The following is a 21,197-nucleotide window of genomic DNA, read 5'->3' as shown; positions in this document are numbered from 1 at the left end:
CGTGCAGCCCGCAGGCCGGGTCGAGCGCTACGACGTCGGTGCCGATGCACCACGTGCTCCGCGGTTCCTGCGCGGGCTCCCTGCCCTCAGGAAAACAGGGCTGCGTACGCGGTCAGGCACTCGGGGTTCGCCAGCGACGCGTGGTTCTTGACCGGTTGGCCCGCGGCGGCGGACTTGGCCGCCCCCTCGGCCTTCTTGCCGTTGTGGGTCACCGGGACGCCCGGGACGGCGTACACGTGAGCCGGCACATGCCTGGGCGAGGCCTGCGTGCGGATGTCGGCACGCAGGCTCTTGATGAGCTCGGCGCTCAGGTCGTGCCCGTCGGTGAGGACGACGCAGAGCACGACCTCCTCGTCGGTGGGCGTGGCGTGCCCGAACACCACCGACTCGGCGATCTCGGGCCGGGCGTCGAGGACCCGGTAGATCTCCGCCGTGCCGATCCGCACGCCTTGCGGCTTGAGCGTGGTGTCGCTGCGGCCGTAGATGATGACGGAGCGGCGTGGGGTGATCTCGGCGAGGTCGCCGTGGGTCCAGATGTCCGGCCGCTCGGCGAAGTAGGCGTCGTGGTAGCGGCGTGTCCCGCCGTCACCGAGGAAAGTCAGCGGCATGGACGGGAACGGCTCGGTGCAGGCTAGCTCGCCCTTGACGCCGATGACCGGGGCGCCGCGCTCGTCCAGGACCGACATGGCGTGCCCGAGCGCGACGCAGGTGATCTCGCCGCGTCGGACCGGGTGGACGGGGGAACCGAGCTGGAAGCAGCCGTGGATCTCCGTGCCGCCGCTGATGGAGGCGAAGACCATGTCCTCCTTGACGCGTGCGTACAGCCAGTCGTACTGCTCCGGGCTCACGGGCGCGCCGGCGGACAGGACGAACCGCAGGGCGCGCAGGTCGTGGTGCTCGCCCGGGTGGTAGCCGGCGTTGATGAGCACGGAGAGATAGGCGGGGCTGGTCCCGAAGTGGGTGACGCCGGCGTCGTCGGCGATGCGCCACAGGTGCCCGCAGTCCGGGTTCCCGTCGTCGCGGCGCGGCGAGGGGTTGCCGTCGATCAGCACGACCGCCGCCTCGGCGGCCAAGGCCGAGACCACCCAGCCGTACATCATCCAGCCGGTCGAGGTGAACCAGGAGTGCACGTCGCCGGGCCGGACGTCACCGTGCAGCACGTGCTCCTTGAGGTGCTGGAGCAGGACCCCGCCGGCGCTGTGCACGATGGCCTTCGGCAGGCCCGTGGTGCCGGACGTGAACATGATCAGGCCCGGCGTGTTGAACGGGTGGCGCTCGAGCACGAGCTCCGCCGTCGTGTCGGCGAAGTCCGACTGCCACTCCGGTGAGCCGGTGACGACCAGGTCGGCTGTGGTGTCGATCTGGCCGAGGACCTGCTCTGCCTTGGCCCGCACGTCGAACGTCTTGCCGTTGTAGACGTAGCTTTCGGCCGAGACGACGACGGCGGGCGCGACCTGCCCGATGCGGTCCTGCAACCCCGGCACGCCGAAGTCGGGCGAGCACCCGGCCCAGGCCGCACCGAGCGAGAGGGTGGCGAGCATCGTCACGAGGTTGTCGACGTCGTTGGGCATGATCCCGGCGACGACGGAGCCCTCGGTGACACCGTGGCGGCGCAGCCCGGCCTGGACCGCTGCCACGCGGCCGCGCAGCTCGTCGAGGGTCAGCCGGGTGTGGACGCCGGACTCGTCGGCCGCGACCACGGCGAGCCGTCCGCCGTCGCCCCGGAGCAGGTTCTCGGCGACGTTGAGCCGACCCTGCGGGAAGTACCGGGTGCCGAACATGTGGCCGTGCTCGAGGGAGGGGAGGCCCGCGGTGGTGCCGAGGTCTGCGTGGTGGGGCGGCTGCTCGACGACGTCGCCCTGCTCGCCGAGGACACCGGTGAAGTCCCACAGGGCCGACCAGAACGCGTCGCGCTCGGAGATCGACCAGGCGTGCAGCTCGTCGTAACGGCGGGCATCGAGTCCTTGCTCGCGGGCGAACCTCGCCATCGCCGAGTCGGTGAACGCGGACGCGGGCGGTGTCCACAACGTCGTGGGGCCGGGCATGGACCTACCTCTCGGTCTGGCGCACGTGGGCAGCCCGCACCAAAGTGTGCTGTATTTGCGGCTACGCACCCCACATTGTGCAAAATTTCGATCAAGTCTGACGCCCCAACGCCATTCGGATCTGGTCCACGACCTCTCCCGGCCGGCCAGTCACCTGCTTCCAAGTGAAGCGCAACACCGTGTACCCGGCCAGCGAGAGTCGGTTCAGACGCTCCCGCTCATGTTCGAAGTCATCGTGGTAGGCCCGGCCGTCAGCCTCGACGACCAGTTTCTCGGCCTGGAAGAGAACATCGGCGCGCGCGATGACCGAACCGTCGACGACGATCTGACGGTTCGCCGTCCAGCCGGTGATCCCTGCCTCGTGCAGGAGCTGGTGCAGGCGTCGTTCCAGCTCGCTCAGCGCTCCGTGCGCCGTCGCCGCGACCAGCGAACGGAGCTGAGGGACTCCCCAGGTGTTCGCACGTTCCTCGATCGCCGCCTGCAGCTGCGTGTCGGTCAGGAGGTCGCGCGTGCGTACCCATGCCATCAGGCGCTCGGCCTCGTCGTACGGCAGCCGGCTCAGGCAGTCGAGCAGGGTCCGGCGCGGCGCCGTGAGGCAGAAGCCTGCCGTGCGGCGGACGTCGCGTGGGGGAATCTCGAAGCTGTATCCGGCTACGCCACGCGGCGCTCGCCGGCCCGGTCCGACGCTGAGATGAACCAGATCGTCGTCCGGGACGGGGAGCTCGTGGAGCAATGCGGCTGTCCGCAGACACACGATGGCGGTCGGCCAGAGCATCGTCGCCCCGACGGCGCGCTGCAGCACCGGCGTGACCCACCGCGGCACGGACCGGCCGGTGTCGACATAGGCGCGCCCGGCGACGGGTCGCCAGCGTCCGGAATCGATCCGGTGTCGGATGGCGGCCGGTGTCAGGCCGGCCTCGATCGCCATGGCCCACGTCACTACGCCGAATGGCGACGCCTGCCGTAGGCGATGCTCGGCAGCAGCACGGTCGGTCGGGTCCATGGACGCACGGTCCCGAAGGCGCCCGTTCGGCCGGGCGCGACCTGTGGACAACAACGGGCCCCGGCCGTGGTGTGGACAGATCCACGCGGCCAAAGTTTGCTGTTCTTGTCGTTCTCAGCCGCACATAGTGCACATTTTCCCGGTCCGGTCCGGTCCGGTCCGGGCGGCGGGCGAGGGCGTCAGAGAATGCCGAGGGCTTTGCGGATGCGCTTCTCCGAGACCTTGACCGGCGTACCCAGCTGCTGGGCGAAGAAGCTGACCCGGAGCTCTTCGATCATCCAGCGGACCTCGTCGACCGTCGCGTCACGCGCCGGGTCGGGACCCAGCCGCTCCGTCGCCGCCTCGGCGTTCTCGAGCGCGTCCTCCAGCTCCCCGACGATCCAGGCCAGGTTGGCGTCCTGGTGCACGTTCTGCTGGGCGCGTTCGATCCGGCGCTGCGCCGCGCGCAGGTACCGCGGCAGATGCACGAGCTTGTCGGGCGGGGTCCGGGCCACGAAGCCCCGGTAGACCAGCCGGGCGACCTGGTCGCGCACGTCCGTGAGCGTGTTGAGCAGGTGCATCGACGTCGCACCCTTGATGGTGGCGTCCAGCTCGCGCTGCGCCTCGAGGGTGGCCACCACCTGGCGGATGACCTGGTGGACGCGCTCCTCGAGCTGGCTGCGGACGTGGGCGACCAGCTCCCGATACGCCTCGGCGTCCCAGACCTGCCCGCGGGACCGCATCCACTCGTCCACCAGGGCCGTCACGGCGGCGAGCTGCACATCGGCGACGAGCGCGTCGGTGCTCGGGTACGGACTCGTCGCCAGGGTCAGCGCCTCGGCACCGGTCCAGCGGGTCGTGATGCGCTGCGTCGCGAGTGCCGTCTCGGTCACCACCAGGCGGCGCAGGCCGAGCCGGTGCGCGCGGACCTGCTCGGCGACCTCGGCCAGCACCCGCAGCGAGACGCTCGCACTGCCACCCTGGCCCGGCACCTCCACGAGCGCCGGGTAGCCGCGCACGATCAGCCCGTGCGCGCCGGTGGACTCCACCTGCCGGGGGATCACCCCGTCCGGCACGTCCGGCCAGCTGGAGAGGGCATCTTGCTCGGGCAGGCCGGGTGCTCCGGGCGGGGAGGGGGCGTCGCGACGCGTCTGCTTGCTCCTCGTTCCTCGTCGCTCCTGCCAGTCCCAACCAGCGTCACGAGCACCCCCTCCCCGCCCGCCACCGCCAGCTGCCTCGGCATCGGCCATCGCCGCGGCGACAGCCCCACGCACGGCCGACGACACCGCCTGCTGGGTCTGCGGAGCCAGCTCACGCTGCAGCGCCAGGAGGTTCTTGCTCTCGGACAGCACGGCACCTCGTTCGGAGAGCACGCGGAACGTCACGCGGAGGTGGTCGGGCAGGCGCTCAGGGTCCCAGTCCTCGTCCGGGATCTCCACGCCGCGCAGGTCCCGCACCGCAGCGCTGAACGCCTCCCGGTACGACGGCGCACCCTCCGGTGCCGGCGCGACCTCCGGCCACGGGGGCAGCCGCCGGACCACCTCACGGGCGACGTCGGGCGCCGGGACGAGCTGCCGACGGGTCGGCTTCGGGAACGCGCGGATTGTCGCCGTCGCCAGCTCGAGCGCCAGGCCGGGCACCATCCAGTCGAAGCCGTCCGGGCGCAGCCGGCCGAGGACCTCCACCGGGACGTGGACGGTGACGCCGTCGGCGTGGGTGCCCGGTTCGAACTGGTAGGTCAGCGGCAGCGTGAGGTCGCCCTGACGCCAGGTGTCTGGGAAGTCGTGCGTGCTGACCTCGTCGGCACCAGGTACCAGGAGATCCATGGTGAACGTCAGCAGGTCCGGGTCCTCGCGGCGGGCCTTCTTCCACCACGAGTCGAAGTGCCGGGCGGAGGTGACGTGCTCGGGGATCCGCTCGTCGTAGAACGCGAACAGCCCGTCCTCGTCGAGGACCAAGCCGCGACGCCGGGCGCGGTTCTCGTACTCCTCGGCCTCGGCGAGCAGCTCCTGGTTGCGCTCGTAGAACTTGTGGTGCGTGCGCCACCCGCCGCCGACCAAGGCCTCCCGGATGAACATCTCGCGCGCGAGCTCGCGGGCCGTGAGATCGCCGAGCATCAGGTCACCGAGCCGGCCCAGCGGCACCGGCCGGTCGGCCACCAGGGTCATGCCGTACAGCAGGACCTTCTCCTTGACCATGGCGGTGGCCTGCTTGGTGGACCAGTAGGGCTCGGAGTAATTCTTCTTCACCAGGTGCGCAGCGACGGGCTCGACCCACTCGGGCTGGATCCGCGCCACGGTGCGCGCGAACAGCCGCGAGGTTTCGACCAGCTCGGAGGCCATGACCCAGGCGGGGGTCTTCCTGGCCAGCCCGGAGCCGGGCCAGATGACGAACCGGGTGCCGCGTGCCCCGGCGTACTCCCGGCGCCGCTCGTCGTAAGAGCCGAGGTTGGACAGCAGTCCGACCAGCAGGGACTGGTGCAAGGCATCCGCGCTCGCGGCGTCCGCAGACTTCCCGACGGCGACCGCCGCCCGGGCCGGATCGGGCCGGCCGTCCTGGGTCTGCTCCGCCGTCGTCGCGATGTCGGACTCGTGGGGCAGGGCGATGGGCTTCATCGACAGACCGAGCGGCTTCGCCAGCTGGCGCAGCTGGGCGACGACGTCCTGCCACTCGCGCACGCGCAGGTAGTTGAGGAACTCGGCGCGGCAGAGCCGACGGAACGCCGAGCCGGACAGGTCGCGCTGCTGGGTGCGCAGGTACCGCCAGAGGTTGAGGTAGGCGAGGAAGTCCGAGGTCGGGTCGGTGAAGCGCCGGTGCGTGGCGTCGGCCGCCTGCTGGTGCTCGGACGGGCGTTCGCGGACGTCCTGGGTGGACAGGCCGGCGACGATGACCATGACCTCGGCGGCGCAGCCGTTCTTCTGGGCCTCGAGGAGCATCCGGCCCAGCCGCGGGTCGATGGGCAGCTGCGCGAGCTGGCGGCCCACGTCGGTCAGGCGCTTGCGTGGATCGGTGGCGGAGGGGTCGAGGGCGCCGATCTCGTGGAGGAGCTGGACGCCGTCGCGGATCGCACGGGTGTCCGGCGGGTCGACGAACGGGAAGTTCGCGACGTCGCCCAGGCCGAGCGCGGCCATCTGCAGGATCACCGAGGCCAGCGACGTGCGCAGGATCTCCGGCTGGGTGAACTCGGGCCGGCCGGCGAAGTCCGACTCCGAGTACAGCCGGATCGCGATGCCGTCGGCCACACGGCCGCAGCGGCCCGAGCGTTGGTTGGCGCTGGCCTGGGAGATGGGCTCGATAGGCAGCCGCTGGACCTTGGTGCGGTTGGAGTACCGCGAGATGCGCGCGGTACCCGGGTCGATCACGTACCGGATGCCCGGCACCGTCAGCGACGTCTCCGCGACGTTCGTGGCGAGCACGACCCGGCGGGTGGTGTGCCGCTCGAAGACCCGGTGCTGCTCGGCCGAGGACAGCCGCGCGTACAGCGGCACGACCTCGACGGCGTCCGGTGCGTGGGAGGAGCGCGGATCGGCGACGTACCGGGGGCCGAGGTGCTCGATGAGCGCGACGTGGGTGTCGCGGATCTCGCGCTCACCGGAGAGGAAGACGAGGATGTCGCCCGGCCCCTCGGCGAGGAGCTCGTCGGCCGCCATCGTGATGCCGGTGGTCTGGTCGATCGCGTCCTCGCGGGCTCTCGACGCCGACCGACCGTTCGACGCCCTGCCGCCACCCTTCGCGTCCCCGCCGACCAAGCCCTTGGTGCCCTTCCGCGGTGACTTTTGCTCACCCAGGGCTTGTTCGGCGGTGGCGTCGCCGTCCTCGTCGGTGTCGGGCACGAGGGGCCGGTAGCGGATCTCGACCGGGTACGTCCGGCCGGTGACCTCGACGACCGGTGCCGGTCTGACGAGTTCGCCGTCGGGCCGGCCGCCCTCGTGCTCGCCGAAGTGGGCAGCGAACCGCTCGGAGTCGATGGTTGCCGAGGTGATGATGACCTTGAGGTCCGGCCGCTGCGGAAGCAGACGGGCGAGGTAGCCCAGGATGAAATCGATGTTGAGGCTCCGCTCGTGGGCCTCGTCGACGATGATCGTGTCGTAGCGGCGCAGCTGCGGGTCCCGCTGGATCTCCGCGAGCAGGATGCCGTCGGTCATGAGCTTGACCAGCGACGTGTCGGAGACCTGATCGGTGAAGCGCACCTGATACCCGACGGCGCCGCCGAGCTCGACGCCGAGCTCCTCGGCGATGCGCTCGGCCACGGTGCGGGCGGCGATGCGGCGGGGCTGCGTGTGCCCGATGATGCCGGTGATGCCGCGCCCCAGATCGAGGCAGATCTTCGGGATCTGGGTGGTCTTCCCGGAGCCGGTCTCTCCCGCGACGATGACGACCTGGTGATCGCGCACCGCGTCGGCGATCTCGTCGCGGCGCGCGGAGACCGGCAGCTGCTCGGGATAGGTGATGTGCGGCAGCGCCGCTCGACGGGCGGCGAGCTGCTCGTCCGTGTACGGCCGGAAACCGCTGCGGCGTCCGCCGTCGCGCTGGCGTCGGTTCCGACCACCGCGCCGCCGCTCGGTGCTGGGGCTCGACGGCGCCGCCGTCCTTGCCTCGCTCCGGTCCGTACTCACGATCCTCCATTCTCACTGATGAACCCGCCGGGGTTGAGTCGTTATCTCTCTCGGCGGACCGCGGGCCGCTCGCACGCCATTGACGAATCGACACGCAGATGACGACTGGGGCGTGGGTGGGGAGCCGCGCCTGGCCGGCCGGCGGACCCGGTCCGGTCGCGAGTCAGGATCCGGTCCGGTCGCGAGTCAGGATCCGGTCCGGTCACGAGTCAGGATCCGGTCCGGTCCGGTCAGACGGCGGCGGGCTCCGGTGCCGTGCGGAACCGGCGCCGGTACTGCTGCGGGCTCAGCCCACGGGCACGGGCGAAGTGGTGGCGCAGCGTCGCCGCGTTGCCGAACCCGACGTCGGCGGCGATCCGGTCGACGGTGCGGTCGGTCTCCTCCAGGAGCTGCTCGGCACGGCGGACCCGCTGGGCCGTGATCCAGGCGTGCGGCGTCGTCCCCGTCTCGGAGCGGAAGCGGCGGGCGAAGGTGCGCGGCGACATCGCGGACCGGGCGGCGAGCTGCTCGACCGACATCGCCTCCTCCAGGTGCTCGACGATCCACGTCAGCACCGGACCGAGCGTCTCGCTGGTGCACTCCGGCACCGGCTTCGCGATGAACTGCGCCTGACCGCCGTCACGCTGCGGCGGGACCACCATGCGGCGTGCGACGAGGCTCGCCGCGGCCGACCCGAACTCCTCGCGCCAGAGATACAGGCTCGCGTCGAGGCCCGCCGCGGTGCCGGCGCTGGTCAGGACCCGGGCGTCGTCGACGTACAGCACGTCGGGCTCGACCTTCGCGAGCGGGTACCGCTCCGCCAGCTCGTCGGTGTACATCCAGTGCGTCGTGCACCGTCTCCCGTCCAGCAGGCCGGCCGCACCCAGCACGAACGCCCCGGAGCAGACGGACATCACCCAGGCACCCCGGGCGTGTGCCGACCGGAGCACCTCGAGGATGCCCGTCGGGACCGGGCGATTCCGCGGAAGCGCCGGGACGACGACGAGGTCCGCCTCCTCGGCACGCTCCGGCCCGTGGCGCACACCGATGTCGAAGCCCGAGGAGGTGGCGACCAGCCCGGGCTCCGGCGCGCAGACGGCGAAGTCGAAGACCGGCAGGCCCAGGTCTGACCGGTCGACGCCCCAGGACTCGCAGACCACACCGAGCTCGAAGGGCGCGACACCGTCGTAGGCGAGCACGACCACGTTTCCGATCATCCGCGTCATTGTCCCACAGAGTTGGCAGTAAATCGACGTAAGGCGGCACGACTGCCACTCGTGGCAGGAGATGTCCGGACGCACGATATCTGCCATGAACATCGAACTGCTCACCCTCGTCGTTCTCGGACTGGTCCTGGCGGCCTACACGGTTCATCTCGTGCGCGTGGTGCGTGAGCGCGAGGCGCCCGGCCCCGCCACGGACCCGGCGGCCGACGCGGAACCGTTGTGGGTCGACATCGGGATCTCCAGCTGGCCGCCGCGCAGCCTCTGAGTCCCGTGACCGACCTCGAGGTGAGGACCACGACGCCGCGGCCGTAGTCTCGTGAGGTGACCGACGACCAGCGACGAACCTCCGGCGCACTGGTCGTCCTCCTCGGCGCGTTCACCGCCATCGGACCCCTGACGATCAACCTGTACCTCCCCGCCTTCCCGGTCATCACCGACGACCTCGGTACCACCGAGGGGCAGGTCCAGCTCACGATGACGGCAGCACTCGTCGGCATCGCCGTCGGTCAGCTGGTGCTCGGCTCGTTGTCCGACGTCGTCGGGCGCCGGCTCCCGCTGCTCGTCGCGTTCGGCGGCTACGCCGTCGTCTCGCTGGGCATCGCCGCCTCGGGGGACATCGTCGTCATGCTGGTGCTGCGGGTGCTCCAAGGGTTCCTCGGTTCCGCCGGCATGGTGATCGCGCTCGCCGTCGCACGGGACACCTCCAGCGGGCTCGCCGTCGGCAAGACGCTCTCGCGCATCATGCTCGTCGTGGGTATCGCCCCTCTCGTCGCACCCGCCCTCGGCTCGCAGCTCCTGCTCGTCGGGTCCTGGCGGTTGCTGTTCGTGGTCCTCGGTGTGCTTGCCGCCGTGCTCTTCGTCATCGTGCTCACTGTGCTGCCGGAGACGCTGCCCACAGACGGCCGGCGCTCGGGCGGGCTACGGGTCGCGATCACCAGCTACGGCTCCCTGCTGCGCGATCGGGCGTTCCGCGGCCTCGTCATCGTGGCGGGCCTGACCATGGCCGGACAGTTCACCTACATCACAGCCTCCGCCTTCGTCTTCCAAGGGACGTACGGCCTCAGCGCGCAGCAGTACGGACTGCTGTTCGGCGCCGGCGCGTTGACCGTGACGACCGGGACCCAGGTGGCCGGCTTCCTGATGGGCCGGGTCTCGCCGTTGCGCATCGCGGGCGGTGCGGTGGCGTTCGCCCTGACCGGTGCCACGGCCATCGCGGTCATCGCGCTGACCGTCGGGACCGGGCCGGACCACCTGTGGCCGATGCTCGTGGTGCTGCTGCCCACCATCGGGTCGATCGGCATCCTGCTCCCCACCATCCCCGGCATCGCCCTTTCACGGCAGACGCACGACGCCGGAAGCGCCTCGGCGCTCATCGGCGCCTCCCAGTTCGGCCTGGCCGCCGTCGGGGCGCCGCTGGCGGGGCTGCTCGGCGGCTCCGTCGTCGCCATGGCGGGGGTCATGATGGTCTGCTACGCGGCCGCCGGGATCGCGCTGGCCCGGGCCGTTCGGACGAGGTGAGCCCGCCGGCGATGTTTCAATGACCGCGTGCGCATCGTCGGTTGGGTCCTCGTCGTCCTCGTCGCCGTCGCCGCCGCCCTCACTCTCAAGCCCGACCTGGCCGGCGCGGTCGTGCCGAGCTGGGGAGACCTCAGCGTCACCTTCCCGTTCAGCCAGGCCATCGCGGTACGCATCCTGCCCGCCGCCGTCTTCGGGATCATCGCCGTCATCGTCCTCGTCGTGGGCCTGGTCCGGAAGTTCGGGTTCCGGGCCGGGAACCACTCGCTCGTGCTCGCGCTCGTGCTGGCGCTGGTCGCCGTCGGGCACTTCTGGTTCCTGTGGGACCGCGGTCTGCAGAACCCGGAAGAGCTGCGCCCGGACCGTGGGGTGCGGCCCGCCGGCGAGGGCGACGGCACGATCACCGTCGTCTCCTACAACACGCAGGTCGGCCGCACCGGCGCCGACGGCATCGCCGGCGTCGCGGAGGACACCGGCGCCGACGTCATCGCTCTCACGGAGACCGGTCCGGAGCTCGCCGAGCAGATCGCCTCCTTCCTCGAAGGTGGCGGCGAGAGCTTCCAGGTCTTCACCTCCGGCGAGGGCGACGGCGAAGGCGGCCAGGGCGACCCCGAAGGTGACGAGCAGGACGCCGAGCAGGCCTCCGTCGGCGCGACGGCCTTGCTGGTGTCCTCAACCCTGGGTGAGTACGCCCAGGCCGAGAGCCCGGCCACGGAGTTCGGCTCCGTGCGGGCCGAGCCGGCCTCCGGCGTCGGGCCGGTGCTGGTCGTCGTGCACGCGGTACCCCCGCTGCGCGAGCAGCACGAGCGGTGGCGCGCCGACCTCGAGACGATCCTCGAGCTGTGCTCGGACAGCGGCCCGGGCGGCCTGGTCCTGGCGGGAGACTTCAACGCGACGCTCGACCACGCACCGATGCAGGACCTCGGGCGGTGCGCCGACGCCGGCGTGGCCGCCGAGGTCGGCGGTGTCTCCACCTGGCCGACCCGGCTGCCCGAGCTGGTCGGCTCACCGATCGACCACGTCCTCGTCGACACCGAGGCCTACGAGACCACGCAGGGCCGCGTGGTGGAACGCGGCGAGAGCGACCACCGCGGACTGGTCATGCGGATCCGTCCGCTCGAACCGCGGACCGACTGACCGGACCCGCCCGGCCGCCTGAAGCTGAACGAACCGACCGCCTGAAGCGGCCGAAAAAGAGGTGCCGCGGCGGGGCGCCGGTGCCACTCTCGAGCCATGTCCACAACACCGCGGTTCCGCATCATCGAGGTGTCCGTCCCCCCGTCGCTCGACGCCGAGCCGTCGGCCGCGATCATCGCGCGGAGCGAGATCGAGACCGAGGCGCTGCGGGAGGTCCTCGGCCACGACGACCTCGCCGACCCGCCGTCCACGATCGTCGCCGGGCTCGCCGACCAGCGGCACTCGAAGAAGCTCATGCTGGCCGCCGTCGAGGACGACGGCGACACCGGCCAGCCGCGCGACCCTGCCCAGATCCTGGGTTACGCGGGGTTCATGCTGCCGACCGACGACAACGTGCACCTGGCCGTCGGCGACGTGATGGTGCGCTCGTCCGCACGCCGTCGGGGCGTCGGGACGGCGCTGTGGGAAGCGGCGCAGGACCGGCTCCGCGCGGAGGGGCGCACGACGGTGAGCGCGTGGACGGCGCACGCCCCCACGGTGCGCGACGGCGTAGAGACGCTCGAGGCGGCCACCGGCGTCGGAACGATCGCCGCCACCGACGCTGCCGCCCGGTTCGCGGTTCGGCACGGGTTCGCGCTGGAGCAGACGGAGCGGCAGTCGACCCTGCGGGTGCCGGTCGACCCGAGCCAGGTGGCCGCCTGGCGCGCCGAGGCGCAGGGCAAGGCCGGCGAGGACTACCGCGTGGTCCAGTGGCAGGAAGGCACGCCCGCGCAGTGGCTCGAGCCCATGGCGGAGCTGAACCGCCGCATGAGCACCGACGCCCCGACCGGTGGCATCGACTTCCAGGAGGAGACCTGGGACGCCGAACGGGTCCGGCACAACGACGAGCACATCGCGGCGCGCGGGCACCGGTACGTGCTCTCCGCCGTCGAGCATGTGCCCGGCGGGACCCTGGTGGCCTACACCATGCTCGTGATGCCGCGGGCCAAGCCGGAGGTCGCCTACCAGGAGACCACCATCGTGCACGGCGAGCACCGTGGGAAGCGCCTCGGTCTGCTCGTCAAGGCCGCCAACCTCGAGCTGCTCGCCGACGCCTACCCCGCCGTGCGGCGGATCCACACGTGGAATGCGGGCGAGAACGACCACATGCTCGCGATCAACATCCGAATGGGGTTCGAGCTCGCGAGCGTCGAGGGGGCCTGGCAGGTTCGGCTCGACGCGAGCGGCACGGCGGACGCGGCGGTGGGTCCCGGGAAGGAATCGGTCGCGAGCCAGCCCGCGCCGGCCGGCTGAAGCTCCGCCGGGCCGGTCTCAAGCCGCCCGGTCTCAAGCCGCCCGGGTCAGGTGCTCGGCCGCCCAGCTGAGCGCCACCTCCGCGGCGGCATCGAGCCGGTGGTTGCCGTCGGCGTCGACGATCTCGAGGCGTGAGCCCTCCGGCAGCAGCGGCAGAGCCTCGCGCGACAGCTCGACGAGCTCGTCGCCGTCCTCGTCGTCGGCGCCGTGGAGCAGCAGCACCGGTACCTCCACGTGCTCGAGGAGCTCGGCCGGGTCGATGAGGCTGTAGTCCGCCAGCGTCTGCTTCGAGATCACGGAGTACTCGCGTGCCGCCGCCTCGTTGTCGTCCGGGATCCGGGCGTAGCCGTGCCGCTCGAGGTCCTCGAGCTGCTCGGCCGAGAAGATCTCCTCCCAGGGGTACGACATCGGGCCCATGATCGGTCCGGTGAGCACCATCGCGGCGACGTCGCGCGGCCGGGACCGCAGGGCGGCGAGCGTGCCGAACGAATGGGCGTGGACGATCTGGTCGGGGTAGTCGTGCTCGGCGAGCCAGGCCGAGGCTGACCGCAGGTCTTCGACCTCGCCCGCGACCGTGACGACGTCCTCGCCCGACGCACCGCATCCCGAGAAGTCGATCTGCAGCGTGGCGTGACCGGCCGTCCGGTAGGCCGAGGCGAGGATGTCGAACCGCAGGGACGAGTGCCGGTCGGCCAGGAACCCGTGCGCGAACAGCACCGCGGAGTTGCCGTCCCCAGGCTCGAAGGTGCCCGCCAGCGTGACGCCACGCGGCGTCATGATCTCCACCTCGGCCATGCCTCCACCGTAGGCGGTGAGCCCGTCCGTCACTGGGGGCGAGCGGGCTGTCTCGCGATTCGGCGCCGCGCCCTCTCCTCAGGTGTTGATGATCTCCGCCAGGTCGGCGAGGCTGTCTCGCCAGAACTTCTTGGTCTCCGTCACCGCGCCGCCGTCGGCCAGGCGAGCGTGCTGCACGGCCAGCCGCACCTTGGTGCGCCCGTCGGCGCCGGGCGGGAGATCATCGACGAGCATCGTGATGCGAGAGCCGTCGTCGGCCACGAGCCGCAGCGAGCGCGGCTCGGTCACCCCGACCATCGGCCAGTCGACGTCGAGCCAGTCGCGGCGCAGGTCTTCATCGGCCAGGTGAGGCCACAGCCGCTCACGGGTGGTGTACAGCGTCTTGGTGGCGTTCGCCTCCCAGGTCCCGTCGCTGCGCTGGCCCGGCTCGCGCATGCCACGGGACTGCTCGTACCCCACGGTGACGCTCTGCGCCCACCAGCCGTCGACGTCGTGCTCACCGCCCAGCCAACGCGCGATCCGGGTGTGGTCCCACTGCCGCGCCCCGGCCTCGTCGAGGAGGGCGTACCACTCCGCGCGCGATCGGCCGGTGGCCTCGCGGAGGCGCGCATCGCTGACGACCGCCTCGCTGCTGCGCGTGCTCACGGATGCGACGTTACGCGCCCGGCGGGTTGCCGTGCAGGCGGTTGCCCCTGACTCGGTCGGGAATGCACATAACCTGGTCCGGTGATCGAGCTCAAGACCCCCGCCGAGATCGAGGCGATGCGCCCTGCCGGCGCCTTCGTCGCCGAGGTCCTGACCGCCCTGAAGGAGCACGCGGCGATCGGGGTGACGCTGCTGGAGCTGGACAAGCTTGCCCACGAGATGATCCGCGAGCGCGGCGCGACCTCCTGCTACATCGACTACCACCCGTCCTTCGGCGCGAGCCCGTTCGGTCACGTGCTGTGCACGTCGGTCAACGACGCGGTCCTGCACGGGCTGCCGAACGGTTACGCGCTGCGCGACGGCGACCTGCTCTCGGTCGACTTCGCCGTCAGCGTGGACGGCTGGGTGGCGGACTCGGCGCTGAGCGTCGTCGTCGGCACGCCGCGTGCGGCGGACCTGCGAGTCATCCAGGCCACGGAGAAGGCGCTCGACGTGGCCATCGAGGCCGCCGTCGTCGGCAACCGGCTAGGCGACATCTCCGCCGCGATCGGCGAGGTGGCCCGGAGCTACGGGTACCCGGTCAACACCCAGTTCGGCGGGCACGGCGTCGGGCGTGACATGCACGGCGACCCGCACGTGCCCAACGCCGGCCGGCCGGGTCGCGGGCTGCCGCTGCGGCCCGGGCTGGTGATCGCGCTCGAACCGTGGTTCATGACCGGCACCGACGAGATCTACACGGATCCCGACGGCTGGACGTTGCGCAGCCACGACGGCTCCCGCGGCGCGCACTCCGAGCACACGATCGCCATCACGGAGGGCGGGCCGGTGGTCCTCACAGCCCGCTCCGTGTGACGCCGCGGGGGGTCAGGCGATGGAGGCGAGAAGCTCGGTGCAGGCCTCCTGGCAGGCGCGGCACTGCTCCGCACAGATGCGGCAGTGCTCGTGCATCTCCGCGTGCCGGGCGCACTCGTCACCGCAGGAACGGCAGGCCTGGATGCAGGCCTCGAGCTGTGCACGGGTGATGTTGGCGTCGTAGCCGGTGTGCCGGGACAGGACCCGGGACGTGGTGGCGCAGATGTCGGCGCAGTCCAGGTTCGACCGGATGCACTTGCGCAGCTCGGCCACCATCTCCTCGCTCAGACAGGCGTCGGCGCAGGCGGTACAGGTCTGTGCGCACTCGACCAGGACGTCGATCGTGCCGGCGAGCAGATCGCGGTCGAGGTTGATCGTAGCGGGGTAGGTCTCCATCATCGCGTGGCTCTTCATCGCACTTCTCCCAGGTCGGTGAGGCGCCCTTCGGGGCGCGTGCGGACGTTCCCGACCGTAGTGAGGGACTCGGTCACCCGCATGGCGGGACGGGGCATCGCGAGCCGGTGCCCTCAAGGCGGTGGCACGAACGGGAAGAGAACTCGACGTCGCGGTGTTGCGGCGCATACCCCCCAGAGGTATTCAGGGGTTGTCGCCGGAGGAGGGAGAGCCCGTGCCTGATCAGCCGCACGACCACCACGAGGGTCACGACGAGCGCGCCAGCAGCGAACCGTCACCGCGGGTCGACCGCCACGGTGGTGTCGACGCGGATGCCGCGCCCGTGGTGGGTGCGCACCACCAGCAGGAGCAAGGTGACGCGCACGCCGAGCACGCGAACCACGAGAGCCACGGCGGCCACGGGGACCACGTGGCCCAGTTCCGCCGGCTGTTCTGGATCATGCTGGTCCTGGCCGTGCCGACGGTCGGCCTGAGCCCGCTGTTCGCGGACCTCCTCGGCTACCGGATCCCCGACGTCGCCGCCCTGCGCTGGGTGCCACCCGTGCTGGGTACCGTCATCTACGCATGGGGCGGCCGGCCCTTCCTCACCGGCGCCGTCAGCGAGATCCGTGCCCGGCAGCCGGGGATGATGCTGTTGATCGGCACGGCGATCACGGTCGCCCTGGTGGCGTCCTGGGGCGCGACGCTGAACCTGCTCCCCGGGGGCGTCGAGTTCTGGTGGGAGCTCGCGCTGCTCGTCGTCGTCATGCTCCTGGGCCACTGGGTCGAGATGCGCTCCCTGGCGCAGACCACCTCCGCGCTGGAGTCGCTGGCCGCGCTGCTGCCGGACGAGGCGGAGCGCGTCGACGGCGACAAGATCGTCACCGTCAACCCGCAGGACCTGCGTGCGGGGGACGTCGTCGTGGTCCGGCCGGGTGGGCGCGTGCCGGCGGACGGTGAGGTCGTCGACGGCGGAGCAGCCGTCGACGAGTCGATGATCACCGGCGAGTCCAAGCCGGTGCGGCGCGAGGTCGGTCACCAGGTCGTGGCCGGCACGGTGGCGACCGACGACGCCATACGGGTGCGGGTCACCGCCGTCGGGGACGAGACCGCGCTGGCAGGCATCCAGCGCCTGGTCGCCGAGGCGCAGAGCTCGTCCAGCCGGGCACAGCGCCTGGCCGACCGCGCGGCCGGCTGGCTGTTCTGGTTCGCCCTCGGGGCGGCGACCGTGACCGCCGTCGTCTGGATCCTCGTCGGTGAGCCGGAGCAGGCGTGGCAGCGGGTCATCACGGTGCTGGTGATCTCCTGCCCCCACGCGCTGGGCCTGGCCATCCCGCTGGTCGTGGCCATCGCCACCGAGCGGGCCGCCCGTGGCGGGGTGCTCGTCACCGACCGGCTGGCGCTCGAGCGGATGCGCACGGTCGGCACCGTCGTGTTCGACAAGACCGGCACCCTCACGCGCGGGCGGCCCGGCGTCACCGACGCCGTGGGGACGCAGCGTTACGACCGGGACCAGCTGCTGGCGCTCGCGGCCGCCGCCGAGGGCGACAGCGAGCACCCGCTGGCCCGGGCGATCCGGGACGCCGCCGCCTCCCGCGACCTCGACGTCCCGCCGGCGTCGGACTTCTCCTCGTCGACCGGCATCGGCGTGGGCGCCACCGTCGACGGCGAGGAGGTCGCGGTCGGCGGGCCGGGCCTGCTGCGCGAGCACGGAACCGAACCGCTGCCGGACGCCGAGCCGTGGTCGGCGGGGGGCGCGACCGTCCTCCACGTGCTCGTCGACGGCACGGTCGCCGGCGCGATCGCGGTGGCCGACGAGGTCCGCGACACGGCCCGGGAGGCCGTCGAGGCCCTGCACGCGCGGGGCGTCCGCGTCGCCATGATCACCGGCGACGCCGAGCCGGTCGCCAGGAGCGTCGCTGAGCAGCTCGGGATCGACGACGTGCTGGCCGAGGTGCGGCCCGAGGACAAGAGCGCGCGGATCGCCGAGCTGCAGCGTGGCGGGCGGACCGTGGCGATGGTCGGTGACGGCGTGAACGACGCCCCGGCATTGGCGAGGGCGGACGTCGGTCTCGCGATCGGCGCGGGGACCGACGTCGCCATCGCCTCCGCCGGGGTGGTGCTCGCCTCGGACGATCCGCGGTCCGTGCTGTCGGTGATCCGGCTGGCGGAGGCGGCCTACGCGAAGATGCGGCAGAACCTGTGGTGGGCGGCGGGTTACAACATCGTCGCCGTCCCGCTCGCCGCCGGTGTGCTGGCGCCCGTCGGCTTCGTCATGCCGATGGCCGCGGGCGCGGTGCTCATGTCGCTGTCCACCGTGGTGGTGGCGCTCAACGCCCAGCTGCTGCGGCGCATCGACCTGCGGCCCGACACGGCGGGCGCGGCGGGCCCGGGTACGCCGGCCGGCACCGGCACGCCCGCACCGGCGGGCGTGCAGCGCTGACCTCGGGCCTGACGGGCTCCAGCCCTACTCCGGTGGCTCGACGGGCTCGGCACCACGCTGGATCTTCACGCCGGTCAGCTCGACCTCGACCGGCTCTGCGAAGCGGCGCCCGTTGATCTCGTCGTGGCGCATGAAGCTCGGCGGATCGATGTGGACCCGGACGGTGTACTCGCCGTCCTCCGGCACGGTCCAGTTCTTCCCGTAGTGGTACATCATCGGGTGCCACACCAGCTCTTGCCGTTCCGGCCCCAGCCGCTCACCGGACGGGGAGACGAGCTCGACCCGCACGTCGAGGCAGGGCACGAACCGGCCGTCGGCAGCGTCCCGGACGACGATCTCCAGATGGGTGTTCTCCTGCTGGGGGTTGTGCCAGACGAGCTCGCCGTCCTCGAGGTGATACATCCCCTCGGCGTCCTCGACCGCGTAGCCGACCTCGTACGGTCCCACCTGCTCGCTGCCGCCGTCGTGCGCGACCCGCGTCACCATGTGCTCGACGGCGTCGCCGTAGGCACGGCCCTGCACGAGGGCGAGGTCGAGCTGGTCCTTGGTGGCCTCGGAGCTGGACGGATCCATGGGCGGGCTGGTGCCGGTCATCGGCGAACTCCTCTCGACGGCTGCCAGTACCCGACCAGCCTGCAGCGCATCACCCGCGCTCGCCTCTCGGGCACGAAGCGGTTCCGAGCGGACCGGCCGATTCGGTGTGCGTCGAGCGGGTCGGCGGCGCCCGGCGCACCGCACGAGGCCGTCAGGTCCGGCCGGCACCGACCTCCGGCAGCCGCCGGGCCATGACGACGCCCCCGAACCCAAGCAGCGCCAGCAGCCCGAGCGCGGCCTCCGGCCCCCAGACCGCCAGCCCGCCGGTGACGGCGCCCGCCACGAGCAGCAGCACACCCATCGCCGAGTTCGCGACGGCGACGTACTCGGTGCGTCGCTCGCCCTCGGCCATGTCCACCACGTACGTCTTGCGGCCCACACGCGCACCCGTGTGCGCGAGCGCGAGCAGCAGGTAGGCGGCGGGAGGCAGCAGGCTCCAGTCACCCGCGCCGGGGAGCGCCAGGAGCAGCAGCAGGACGACGATCATCCCCGAGCCGGCCGCGGCCATCGAGGACATCAGGCCGCGGCTGGACCGGTCCGCCCAGCGCCCGAACAGCCGTCCGCCCACCAGGCTCGCCAGCCCCGAGGCGATCACGAACGCCCCGAGGCCACTCAGCCCGGCGCCTCGCTCGGCGGCGAGCGCGACCACGAACGGCGGGCTCAGCGCGGTCACCAGCAGCAGCGCCCGCACGGTGACGAACCGCCGGAACGCAGCGTCCGCGCGCAGCAGGGCGACCGCTCGCGCGGCCCATCTCGCACCGGCCGCGTCGGGATCCGGCTCGGCGTCCGGCTCCTTCACCCGCGTGTAGACCACCAGTGCCGCGACCCAGGTGAGCGCCCCCGCGGCGATCAGCACGGCCAGGTGGGTGGCGCCGTCGTCCCCGAGGAGCCGGATACCGACGCCCACGGTGACCGCGACGAGCCCGGCCAGGACGGTGGCCAGCCCGTTGATCTGCCCGCGCTGCCCGGCCGGCACGGTGCGGCCCAGCACGTCCTTGCCGGCGAGCGACGTCAGGGACCGGGACACGGAGAAGGCCGTGAGGGCGAGCAGCACGACCGTGCCCGCCACCGCACCGGTCGCCATCGCGGCAGCGACCGCCATCGCGGCCGCGGACAGGGCCTGACCGGCCGCACCGACGACCCAGACCCACCGGCGACGACGGCGGCGGCGCACCCACGGCAGCAGCGCGGCCTGCGGCAGCAGCGACCCGGACTCACGGACCGGCACCAGCAGGCCCACCATGGCTGCCGGCACCCCGAGCGCGGAGAAGAGCCACGGCAGCACGGTCCTGGGGTTGACCACCTGGTCACCGGTGCTCTGCAGCGCCTCGGCGGCGATCTGGCGCAGCCCGTTCGCCGGCACCCGGCGCGCGACGGCGGGGGAGAGCTTCCCGTCGGCCGCGTCCGCCGGGGAGCGGACGAGCCGCGCGTAGAGCTCCGCCGTGGTCATGCCCGCGGTTGTATCCCGGGACGGTGCCGGGCGCCAGCGGCGGGAGCGGTCAGGCGCGTGCGACCGCCGTCGCGACGATGAACGCGGCCGAGGCCAGCGCGATGACCACGCACATGCCGCTCAGCGCCGCCAGCATGGCGCCACCGGGCATCACCGGCTCCTCCGCAGACTCCCCGACGGCGCGCAGGTCCTCGTTGAGGCGGCGGAATCGCACCGATCCGGCGTAGAGCAGAACCAGACCCCCGAGCACCGCGAGCAGCGGCAGGGTCAGGCCCAGCATCAGGTTGCTCGCGCCGAGGTAGCGGGCGGCGAGGACCGTGCCGGTGGTGGTCGCCAGGACGGTGCGGCGCCACGCCAGCTCGGTCCGCTCCGGCTGCAGGCCCGCGTCCCAGGGGCGCATCAGGAGGGCCCCAGCAGCAGGGCGACACCTACCAGCACCGCCACGATCACGAGCCCGATGACGGCCGGCAGCGCCGAGATCGGCGACGGGAGGGGCTCGTGCCGGCGCAGAGCCCGCTCCGTGCGGACCCACCCGAACCAGGCCTGGAGCACCAACGCGAGCCCGGAGGCGACCAGGATCAGCGACGCGATCAGCCGGAGCGTGGGGTTCAGCGGGGTGGCGAGCGCCTCCAGCGCGACGGCTCCCGCGAGGAAGGCCAACGAGGTGCGGATCCACGCCAGGAAGGTGCGCTCGTTGGCGAGCGAGAAACGCACGTCCGGCTCCTTGCCTGTCCCGTAGACGCTGCGCGGTAGCCGGGTGCCGCTCATCCTGGGGTCTTCCCCTTCCCTCGACGTTCCTCGGTCCTCGGTGATCCAGACCTGCGGGTCACACGATAGAGGTCCGGCAGCCGCGTGCGATGGGCAGAAGCTGGGATCGCGGATACGCTCGCCTCCACGCACACAAGGCACACGGAGGTTCCGCAGATGGGCAAGATGACATTCATCGTCGGCGCGGGTATCGGGTACGTCCTCGGGGCGCGCGCGGGTCGTGGCCGGTACGAGGCGATCAAGGGTGCGGGCACGAAGGTGTGGGAGAACCCGAAGGTCCAGCGGAACGTCAACAAGGTGGAGTCTCGGGTGTCCGACATCGCCCGGGAGCGTGGCAGCGCCGTCACCGACAAGGTCGCCGGCGTGGTGAAGTCCAAGCTGCGGAGCGACCAGACCCCGCCGGCGACGCCTCCGCAGCCGCAGCCCTGACCGTCGTATCTCGACACCTGTCCGTCGGCGCGGGG

Annotated in this window: 18 protein-coding genes; 7 read left to right on the top strand and 11 right to left on the bottom strand. The window is 72.0% G+C overall.

The features are described from left to right. Positions 1-86 precede the first annotated feature (86 nt). The 4 genes from ABD907_RS15580 to ABD907_RS15565 all read right to left on the bottom strand — a co-directional run bounded on the left by ABD907_RS15580 (position 87) and on the right by ABD907_RS15565 (position 8,839). Positions 87-2,045 (bottom strand): acetoacetate--CoA ligase, encoded by a 1,959-nt coding sequence (locus ABD907_RS15580; protein ID WP_345217186.1) that lies wholly within the window; start codon positions 2,043-2,045, stop codon positions 87-89. Positions 2,046-2,136: 91 nt separating this feature from the next. After that, entirely contained in the window at positions 2,137-3,048 is a 912-nt protein-coding gene (locus ABD907_RS15575) for a DUF559 domain-containing protein (protein ID WP_345217185.1), read from the bottom strand. A 179-nt stretch (positions 3,049-3,227) separates the two neighbouring features. Then, positions 3,228-7,643, bottom strand: a complete 4,416-nt coding sequence (locus ABD907_RS15570) for a DUF3418 domain-containing protein (RefSeq protein WP_345217184.1) — start codon at positions 7,641-7,643, stop codon at positions 3,228-3,230. Between the two features lie 230 nt (positions 7,644-7,873). Further along, positions 7,874-8,839, bottom strand: coding sequence for a helix-turn-helix domain-containing protein (locus ABD907_RS15565; RefSeq protein WP_345217183.1), 966 nt, complete (start codon positions 8,837-8,839; stop codon positions 7,874-7,876). Positions 8,840-8,933: 94 nt separating this feature from the next. On the opposite strand from ABD907_RS15565, the gene ABD907_RS15560 reads away from it, so the two are divergent. The 4 genes from ABD907_RS15560 to ABD907_RS15545 all read left to right on the top strand — a co-directional run bounded on the left by ABD907_RS15560 (position 8,934) and on the right by ABD907_RS15545 (position 12,793). After that, on the top strand, positions 8,934-9,113 hold the full coding sequence (locus ABD907_RS15560; protein ID WP_345217182.1) for a hypothetical protein: 180 nt from the start codon (positions 8,934-8,936) through the stop codon (positions 9,111-9,113). Positions 9,114-9,169: 56 nt separating this feature from the next. Further along, a complete protein-coding gene (locus tag ABD907_RS15555) occupies positions 9,170-10,366 on the top strand; it encodes a multidrug effflux MFS transporter (protein ID WP_345217181.1) in 1,197 nt (398 codons plus the stop codon). Between the two features lie 27 nt (positions 10,367-10,393). Beyond that, positions 10,394-11,500 (top strand): endonuclease/exonuclease/phosphatase family protein, encoded by a 1,107-nt coding sequence (locus ABD907_RS15550; RefSeq protein ID WP_345217180.1) that lies wholly within the window; start codon positions 10,394-10,396, stop codon positions 11,498-11,500. 96 nt (positions 11,501-11,596) lie between these two features. Next, positions 11,597-12,793 (top strand): GNAT family N-acetyltransferase, encoded by a 1,197-nt coding sequence (locus ABD907_RS15545; RefSeq protein ID WP_345217179.1) that lies wholly within the window; start codon positions 11,597-11,599, stop codon positions 12,791-12,793. A gap of 33 nt (positions 12,794-12,826) precedes the next feature. On the opposite strand, the gene ABD907_RS15540 is transcribed toward ABD907_RS15545, so the two are convergent. After that, positions 12,827-13,588 (bottom strand): alpha/beta hydrolase family protein, encoded by a 762-nt coding sequence (locus tag ABD907_RS15540; RefSeq protein ID WP_345217178.1) that lies wholly within the window; start codon positions 13,586-13,588, stop codon positions 12,827-12,829. A 78-nt stretch (positions 13,589-13,666) separates the two neighbouring features. Continuing rightward, positions 13,667-14,233, bottom strand: a complete 567-nt coding sequence (locus tag ABD907_RS15535) for a hypothetical protein (RefSeq protein WP_345217177.1) — start codon at positions 14,231-14,233, stop codon at positions 13,667-13,669. Between the two features lie 81 nt (positions 14,234-14,314). On the opposite strand from ABD907_RS15535, the gene map reads away from it, so the two are divergent. Beyond that, complete coding sequence (gene map / locus ABD907_RS15530) at positions 14,315-15,085, top strand: type I methionyl aminopeptidase (protein ID WP_345217176.1); 771 nt, start codon at positions 14,315-14,317, stop codon at positions 15,083-15,085. A gap of 12 nt (positions 15,086-15,097) precedes the next feature. On the opposite strand, the gene ABD907_RS15525 is transcribed toward map, so the two are convergent. After that, entirely contained in the window at positions 15,098-15,499 is a 402-nt protein-coding gene (locus ABD907_RS15525; protein ID WP_345217175.1) for a four-helix bundle copper-binding protein, read from the bottom strand. Positions 15,500-15,713: 214 nt separating this feature from the next. On the opposite strand from ABD907_RS15525, the gene ABD907_RS15520 reads away from it, so the two are divergent. After that, positions 15,714-17,921 carry a heavy metal translocating P-type ATPase gene (locus ABD907_RS15520; RefSeq protein WP_425555776.1) on the top strand — a complete coding sequence of 736 codons (2,208 nt, stop codon included), beginning with the start codon at positions 15,714-15,716 and terminating at the stop codon, positions 17,919-17,921. Positions 17,922-17,945: 24 nt separating this feature from the next. Here the strand turns inward: ABD907_RS15520 and ABD907_RS15515 are convergent, their stop codons facing one another. The 4 genes from ABD907_RS15515 to ABD907_RS15500 form a co-directional block, all read right to left on the bottom strand. Further along, positions 17,946-18,515 carry an iron transporter gene (locus ABD907_RS15515; RefSeq protein ID WP_345217174.1) on the bottom strand — a complete coding sequence of 190 codons (570 nt, stop codon included), beginning with the start codon at positions 18,513-18,515 and terminating at the stop codon, positions 17,946-17,948. Positions 18,516-18,666: 151 nt separating this feature from the next. Further along, positions 18,667-19,965 carry an MFS transporter gene (locus tag ABD907_RS15510; RefSeq protein ID WP_345217173.1) on the bottom strand — a complete coding sequence of 433 codons (1,299 nt, stop codon included), beginning with the start codon at positions 19,963-19,965 and terminating at the stop codon, positions 18,667-18,669. A gap of 49 nt (positions 19,966-20,014) precedes the next feature. Beyond that, positions 20,015-20,365, bottom strand: coding sequence for a DUF202 domain-containing protein (locus ABD907_RS15505; protein WP_345217172.1), 351 nt, complete (start codon positions 20,363-20,365; stop codon positions 20,015-20,017). Beyond that, a complete protein-coding gene (locus tag ABD907_RS15500) occupies positions 20,365-20,733 on the bottom strand; it encodes a YidH family protein (RefSeq protein WP_345217171.1) in 369 nt (122 codons plus the stop codon). The genes ABD907_RS15505 and ABD907_RS15500 overlap by 1 nt, the downstream gene beginning before the upstream one ends. Before the next feature lie 156 nt (positions 20,734-20,889). Here ABD907_RS15500 and ABD907_RS15495 point away from each other — a divergent pair, with 156 nt between their 5' ends. Beyond that, on the top strand, positions 20,890-21,162 hold the full coding sequence (locus tag ABD907_RS15495; RefSeq protein WP_345217170.1) for a YtxH domain-containing protein: 273 nt from the start codon (positions 20,890-20,892) through the stop codon (positions 21,160-21,162). The last annotated feature ends 35 nt before the right edge of the window (positions 21,163-21,197 follow it).

The sequence above is a fragment of the Georgenia halophila genome (genome assembly GCF_039541595.1).
Note: the sequence above shows the minus strand (reverse complement) of the source record. Positions and strands in the feature narration are given on the sequence as shown.

Excerpts from the sequence above, each read along its gene's own strand:
- ABD907_RS15580 (WP_345217186.1), bottom strand. The coding sequence starts at position 2,045 with ATGCCCGGCCCCACGACGTTGTGGACACCGCCCGCGTCCGCGTTCACC.
- ABD907_RS15575 (WP_345217185.1), bottom strand. The coding sequence starts at position 3,048 with ATGGACCCGACCGACCGTGCTGCTGCCGAGCATCGCCTACGGCAGGCG.
- ABD907_RS15565 (WP_345217183.1), bottom strand. The coding sequence starts at position 8,839 with ATGATCGGAAACGTGGTCGTGCTCGCCTACGACGGTGTCGCGCCCTTC.
- ABD907_RS15560 (WP_345217182.1), top strand. The coding sequence starts at position 8,934 with ATGAACATCGAACTGCTCACCCTCGTCGTTCTCGGACTGGTCCTGGCG.
- ABD907_RS15545 (WP_345217179.1), top strand. The coding sequence starts at position 11,597 with ATGTCCACAACACCGCGGTTCCGCATCATCGAGGTGTCCGTCCCCCCG.
- ABD907_RS15540 (WP_345217178.1), bottom strand. The coding sequence starts at position 13,588 with ATGGCCGAGGTGGAGATCATGACGCCGCGTGGCGTCACGCTGGCGGGC.
- ABD907_RS15525 (WP_345217175.1), bottom strand. The coding sequence starts at position 15,499 with ATGAAGAGCCACGCGATGATGGAGACCTACCCCGCTACGATCAACCTC.
- ABD907_RS15515 (WP_345217174.1), bottom strand. The coding sequence starts at position 18,515 with ATGACCGGCACCAGCCCGCCCATGGATCCGTCCAGCTCCGAGGCCACC.
- ABD907_RS15510 (WP_345217173.1), bottom strand. The coding sequence starts at position 19,965 with ATGACCACGGCGGAGCTCTACGCGCGGCTCGTCCGCTCCCCGGCGGAC.
- ABD907_RS15505 (WP_345217172.1), bottom strand. The coding sequence starts at position 20,365 with ATGCGCCCCTGGGACGCGGGCCTGCAGCCGGAGCGGACCGAGCTGGCG.
- ABD907_RS15500 (WP_345217171.1), bottom strand. The coding sequence starts at position 20,733 with ATGAGCGGCACCCGGCTACCGCGCAGCGTCTACGGGACAGGCAAGGAG.
- ABD907_RS15495 (WP_345217170.1), top strand. The coding sequence starts at position 20,890 with ATGGGCAAGATGACATTCATCGTCGGCGCGGGTATCGGGTACGTCCTC.